The organism is Streptomyces spongiae (assembly GCF_009377185.1).
Classification (GTDB): domain Bacteria; phylum Actinomycetota; class Actinomycetes; order Streptomycetales; family Streptomycetaceae; genus Streptomyces; species Streptomyces spongiae.
Map to the genome: position 1 here is coordinate 1 of NZ_VJZC01000658.1, position 5242 is coordinate 5242.

At 67.1% G+C, this 5242-nt stretch carries 7 protein-coding genes; all 7 read right to left on the bottom strand.

What is annotated here, in order from left to right; all coding sequences use genetic code 11:
• Nucleotides 1-23: 23 nt before the first annotated feature.
• Complete coding sequence (locus FNH08_RS43935) at nucleotides 24-812, bottom strand: hypothetical protein (RefSeq protein WP_152777104.1); 789 nt, start codon at nucleotides 810-812, stop codon at nucleotides 24-26.
• 130 nt (nucleotides 813-942) lie between these two features.
• On the bottom strand, nucleotides 943-1383 hold the full coding sequence (locus FNH08_RS43940) for a hypothetical protein (RefSeq protein WP_152777105.1): 441 nt from the start codon (nucleotides 1381-1383) through the stop codon (nucleotides 943-945).
• The gene (locus FNH08_RS43945; protein ID WP_194238833.1) at nucleotides 1383-2642 is read right to left on the bottom strand and encodes an amidase domain-containing protein; all 1260 of its coding nucleotides are present in this window, start codon (nucleotides 2640-2642) and stop codon (nucleotides 1383-1385) included. Before FNH08_RS43945 ends, FNH08_RS43940 begins: the two co-directional genes overlap by 1 nt.
• Nucleotides 2643-2644: 2 nt before the next feature.
• A complete protein-coding gene (locus FNH08_RS43950; RefSeq protein ID WP_152777107.1) occupies nucleotides 2645-2968 on the bottom strand; it encodes a type VII secretion target in 324 nt (107 codons plus the stop codon).
• Nucleotides 2969-3125: 157 nt separating this feature from the next.
• Complete coding sequence (locus tag FNH08_RS43955) at nucleotides 3126-3752, bottom strand: Uma2 family endonuclease (RefSeq protein WP_152777108.1); 627 nt, start codon at nucleotides 3750-3752, stop codon at nucleotides 3126-3128.
• Nucleotides 3753-3913: 161 nt separating this feature from the next.
• Nucleotides 3914-4111, bottom strand: a complete 198-nt coding sequence (locus tag FNH08_RS43960; RefSeq protein WP_152777109.1) for a hypothetical protein — start codon at nucleotides 4109-4111, stop codon at nucleotides 3914-3916.
• A gap of 10 nt (nucleotides 4112-4121) precedes the next feature.
• Nucleotides 4122-4973: a helix-turn-helix domain-containing protein gene (locus FNH08_RS43965; RefSeq protein ID WP_152777110.1), complete on the bottom strand. Its 852-nt coding sequence runs from the start codon at nucleotides 4971-4973 to the stop codon at nucleotides 4122-4124.
• Nucleotides 4974-5242: the final 269 nt, after the last annotated feature.

Below are 5242 nucleotides of genomic sequence, written 5' to 3' on the forward strand. Positions count from 1 at the left end.
GGGTGTGGGGGACGTGCGGGTGGTTACTGCACGTCGACGTAGTCGGAGGTGGACGTCTTCGCGGCCGTCGTCGACGTACCGGCGAACTTGTACCGGTAGTAGCCGTCGACCGAGGCCGTGACGGTGGTGGACAGGGCTCCGCCGGTGCCCGACGTCACCGTCTTGACGTCGGTGTACGTGGTGCTGCTCTTGGGCCTGAACTGCAGGGTCACCGGCTGGCTGGTGTAGCCGCCGTACGTGGCGGTGGCCCAGCTGGCGCGGGTCAGACTGCCCTTGACGGTGAGGGTCTTGCCCTTGGTCACCGGCTCCGGCGTGGCGTTGGTGGTGAGCTTGGCGGCGCGCTTGACGGTGGCGGTGGCGCTGGTGCCCCGGGCGATGTAGTCGAAGCCGTCGTCGTCCGTGCGCATGTACTCGCCGGCGGCCTTCCAGGTGGTGGCGTCGGCGGCCTCGTACAGGTCGGACCGCGGATCGATGGTGATGTCGCCGGTGCAGTTCCGCGTGGTGTCGTCCACGGCCGTGCAGGTGGGCTCGTTGCCCGGGCCCAGGATGTTCTCGGCGGTGGTGAAGCTGGTGCCGCGGTAGAGCTCGACCATCGCGATGACGTCGTCGAACTGGACGTCGGCGCTGCGGGTGATCGTGTACGTCACCGGAACGGTGACGGTGTTGGTGGTGCCGACCGTGATCGCCTTGCCGCCGTTGACGACGACGTTCGAGAAGGTGATGTCCGGCGTGAGTGCCTGCGCCGACGGAACGGCGAGGCCCGAGAGAGCCAGGGCACCGCACACGGCGGTGCCGAGGGCGAGCTTGCGCATGTATCCCCACATTCGAAACGGGCCCCTGGGCGTTGCGCTCCAGAACAAGGGCCCGCTGTTGAGGGGACTGTAGGTGAACAGGAGGTGTGAGGGGAACGGATGCTCTATGTGAAAACGGTGTGAGCTGCGTTCATTCGTGTACGGCGACCCGGTCGTGGACCAGCGTCAGACCCGAGCAGTCCTGCCCTCCGGAGGGATCGGGCTCGTAGATCCAGTACAGGGCCGCGACCTGCGCCAGGAGCAGGACGGGCACGAGGCACACGGCCGCCACGGCCACGCGCCCCTGCCACACGGCCCCCGGCCGTTGCCCCCGCCGGTGCGCGCCGCGGCGCAGGGCCAGCAGGAGCAGCACGGCGGCCAGGCCACACACCGGGCCGGCCCAGGAGGTGGCGTACATACGGGTGGACGGGCCCAGGTAGCGGCAGTTCTGGAAGGTGTCGCCGTCGAAGGAGAAGCGGGCCACCAGCAGCGCTGCCGAGGCGATGACCAGGGCGGTGACCAGGAGGGACCAGAGACGCCAGGCGGGGGCGGGGACCCTGGCACCGGTCTTGGGGTAGGCGTGGATGCTCATCAGTACCAGTCCGGGTTGGGGCGGACGATCCGTATGTTCTGCTGTCCCTCGTGCTTCTCGGTCGCGGGCAGCCGGCCTTCGAGGCTGACGTTCTGGTACGAGTCGCTGTGCTGGGTGTACTTGATCTCGCCGTCCGGCATCACGGCGGTGACGATCGCCGCGTGGTGCGTGTTGCCCTTCTCGATGGAGTCGTTGGGGCCGGCCTGCTCGTAGTAGATGATGTCGCCCGGCTTCACGTCGGAGCGCGGGACGTCGGTGCCGCCGTGCGCGAGCATGAAGTTCTGCTGGTTCTCGGCGGCGGCCCAGGTGTCGGAGTAGGCGAGCCGCTTGTCGACCGAGTCGACCCCGGTCGGGTTGCCGACCATCCACGAGTCGTCGTCCGAGGTGCCCCAGACGCTGGTCTTCTCCTTCATCCCGGCATGCAGCAGGGCGTTGGAGACGAAGTTGGTGCAGTTGTTGCCGAAGTCGGTCGGGTCCTCCTTGTCCCAGTTGTCGAGGGCGTACTGGACCAGCTTCACCCGGTCGTACTTGCCGTTGCCGCGCAGGTCACGCCGCACGTCGCCCGGGATGCCGTCCAGGTTGGCGATGGCGACGGGCTGGGCCAGCATCATGTCCTTGCGCTGCTGGGGCGTGAGCCCGTTCCACCACTGGCGGACCGTGGTCGCGTCCTCACCCACCGGGATGTCAGCGGCGAGCATCTGCATCTGGACGTGCGAGGCGTGCGTCTGGAGGTCGTTGAGCGCCTTGTCGGGATCGGTGAGGCCGGTCTGGTCGGCAAGCTTGGCGAACTCGGCCGCGGCCAACTGGTCGGCGCTGGTGACCTGCTCGACGGCCTGGTCGATGAGGTCCTGCACCTCCTGCCGGTACGGGCCCATCTCCTCGGCCTCCGTGCGGCTGCGCGGAGGCGGGCCGGTAATGGTTCCGTCGGCCCCGATCTCCAGCCCGTAGCGGTTCGCGAGGTCCACGGCGGCCCGCATGGTGCTGTGCGCGGTCTCGATGGTCGTCGTCATGCCGTCGGCGACCATGTTGACGGCGAGGAGGATGTCGTAAGCGGCTTCCAACTGGTTGGCCAGCCGCTCGAACTCGGCCGCGGCGGTGGCCCCGACCTCGTCCGTCCAGTTGTCCTTCAGGGGCTTGGCGCCGTACTCCCGCAGGTCCTTCGCCGCGGACAGGGAGTACTTCGCGAGGTCGTGCCAGTCGTCGGCGGCGGCCGACCACTTCGTCGGCTGGGCGTTGTTGATCCCCTCGTACGAGACCATGGTCACGCCCTGCCGAGGTCGTTGAGCCCGGCACGCAGCCGAGAGTCGGCCTCGGCGTCCGCGCGGTCGTAACTGTCCCCGGACTCCCGCAGCCGCCGGCTGAGCTCACCCATCCGCTTGGCCAGGGAGACCATGTGCTCCTCCCACTTCTCGGCACAGACCTTGAGGTGGACGGGGCTCTGCCAGCCGTTGCCGTAGTGGGAGCCGTAGACGTCGTCGCTGGTGTCGAGCGAGTGACTGAGTCGCGTCATCACCTGCCGTGACAGGGACTCGGTGTCGTCGGCGGCGGCGCGTATGCGCGCGGTTCTGATCTCTATGTCTGCCATGGATGGCTCCCCCGAGGCGGTTGGCCCGCTTGCTTCTTGGATCAGGCCAACTCGTTCGAATACTTCGCGCCATCCTAGGCAGCGGACGCCCGGTCAAAACCGAGCTGCTGGGCACCCGCCGGATCTCTTCTGAACCTTTACACCCGCACGCACTTCACTACTCAGCCGTCCCCCGGAAGGAGGCTGTGCCGAGCGTGGGGTACGGGTCCGGGAGCGCGAGAGGTTCACCCAGGTCGACCTTGACCTCGGAGGCGTAGTACGCCTGCGTGGGGTCCTCGCCGGGCAGCATCGGGTCAGTGTAGCAGTGGGCCGTCTTCGTGTTGCGGTTGACCAGGACGTAGACCGGGACACCGACGGCGGCGTAGGTGCGCAGCTTGGGTCCGGTGTCCGTCTCGTGGTTGGTGAAGGTGACCTCGCCGACGAGGGCGATCATGTCGATGGGGTACCAGCCTTTGTGGGCCTTGCGGTACGACTCGTCGAGTTCGGTCGGCTCGCGGCGGCGGAGGTAGAAGTCCGGAACGACCAGGGCCATGGTTCTGCCGTCCTTGTGGGCGGCTCGGTAGCCGTTGCCCATGCCTGCCAGCTCGAATCCCGCGTTGAAGAACTGGACTGCGAGTTTGAAGGCGCCGTCGTTGTGGTTGTCGTTCGGCGTCGGCGGCACGATGGCCATCCCCTCGATGTACTCGGGTCGAATCGGCGCAACCGACGCCTCCTCGATCGCGATCAACAAATCGATGGGGTCCTGCTGCGTCATGACCGTCTCCATGAAGGGTTCGGTGCTCATCGATGGCTCTCCCTCGTCACGCTGATGCCAGGCTACGCCCGCGCTGGGTGCCCCGGCAGAACGATGAGCCACCTGGATGCCCTGTGAGCTGGGAATCCGTGCGCGTTCACTCGAACGAGCGTGCTGAACCGATGCGGCGAATGACTTCCCCGGGCTCGGGCTCAGAGCAGGTGATCCACCTTCCCGGCCTTGATGTCGAGGATGAGCGCGCGAAGGGCTTCATGGCTGTCGGTGAGGTAGGTGTGTTCGGCGCCGGCTATGGCGATGTAGGCGTTGCCTTGGGGGTCGGTGCCGAGGCGGAAGCAGGAGTTTCCCTCACCGCAGAAGGGCTCTTCCCAGGTGATCGTCGGGTTGTTCATGGGGGGCTCCTCAAAGGCTGTTGGCGATCTCACGGATGAGGTCGCGAGACGCCGTCGGAGACAGGGCGATGCGCTCCATCCAGTCCAGATGGGCACGGTACTTCGCCAACTGGGCCTCTGCGTGCAGGAAATCCGGCCCATGAGAGCTGTCGATCTGCACGGTGTCGAGCTGCGTGGTCGGCCCTTCCGCGTACAACACGGTCTGGCCCGCGCCCGGGAACGCGCCCGCCTCGAACGGGATCACCAGCAGCGTGATGTTCGCCTGCTCGGATTTCTTCAGCAGATGGTCGAGCTGCGCACGGGCCACCGCACGCCCGCCGAACCGCATCCGGAGCGCGGCCTCGTGCACGATGGCGACGAAGTCGGGCGGGTTCTCACCGTCCAGTACCTGCTGCCGTTCAACCCGGTGGGCCAGGCGTAGGGCGATCTCGTGCTCGGGCAGTTGCGGGATCACGACGCGAAAGACGGCGAGTGCGTGGTCCGAGATCTGAAGCAGTCCGGGCACGTGCATGGAGTAAGCGGCCCGCATCCGCACGGCGTGAGCCTCCAACTCGGCGATGTCCAGCAACCCCTGGGGAAGGGACCCCCGGTACTTGTCCCACCATCCCTTCTGGCCGGGCTCGGCCATCTCGGCCAACGCGTCCACGTAACGCTCGTCCTCGCAGGCGCAGTTGCAGGCGAGCGTGCGTACGCGTTCCGGGCTGATCGCCCGCACGCCGGACTCGATGTGCGAGATCTTTCCCCGGTCCACACCCAGTAGCCCGGCCGCGTACTCGGCAGTGACCCCCGCTGACGTGCGCATCTTCCGCACCTCGATGCCCAGCCGCTTCTGGCGCTCCGTGGGCGACGTCCTCGCTGCCATGCCGTTTCCTCCCCGTGTGATCGTGCCGAGTCTTCCGCTTGCCCGTACGACCCAGCCACGATCGGGCGTAACTTTCACTGCGGTGGGCCAAATTAGCCCCTGCTGTGCGTACATTCAGTAACGCACAAGCTACACACGGCAGCCGGCAGTGCATCGCGCGAGCCTGCCCGCGTCAGACGAGCCACCAGCTGCCCTCACGCACCCCTCACCTCACTCGAAACGGAGATCACCCATGCCTGAACCCACCCCCTGGGAATGCCACCTCCAAC